The 314-nt window shown below is 33.1% G+C and carries 1 protein-coding gene; it reads right to left on the bottom strand.

The genetic code is table 11. From position 1 onward, the window contains the following. Position 1 precedes the first annotated feature (1 nt). A complete protein-coding gene (locus GGG_RS0119275) occupies positions 2–313 on the bottom strand; it encodes an ankyrin repeat domain-containing protein (protein WP_010118260.1) in 312 nt (103 codons plus the stop codon). Position 314: the final 1 nt, after the last annotated feature.

Here is a 314-nt window from a genome sequence, read left to right as displayed (position 1 = left end):
TTTATAGATTTTTTAAATAATCGATAATCTCTTTATTTTCAGCCATTTCTGCAAGTTCTAAAGCTGTATATTCAGCTTTGTAATTTACATCTGCACCTTTCTGAATTAGCAATTTAACAATTTCCAGATAGTCATTTTCAGCAGCTGCATGTAAAGCACTATAGCCTTCATCATCTGTTTGATTTGCATTTACACCTTGTGATAATAATTGCTCTACCTGTTCAATATCACCTAGAGATGCAGCATAAACCAGTGCTGGAAGATGTAATTCATCATCATTTTCAGGAATTGGGGAGAATGAGTTGAGTTTCATA

Origin of the sequence: Acinetobacter sp. P8-3-8 (assembly GCF_000214135.1) — a bacterium.
GTDB lineage: Bacteria > Pseudomonadota > Gammaproteobacteria > Pseudomonadales > Moraxellaceae > Acinetobacter.
This window is presented reverse-complemented; position numbering and strand designations above follow the sequence as displayed.

Coding starts and splice junctions, on each gene's coding strand:
- GGG_RS0119275 (WP_010118260.1), bottom strand. CDS start 313: ATGAAACTCAACTCATTCTCCCCAATTCCTGAAAATGATGATGAATTA.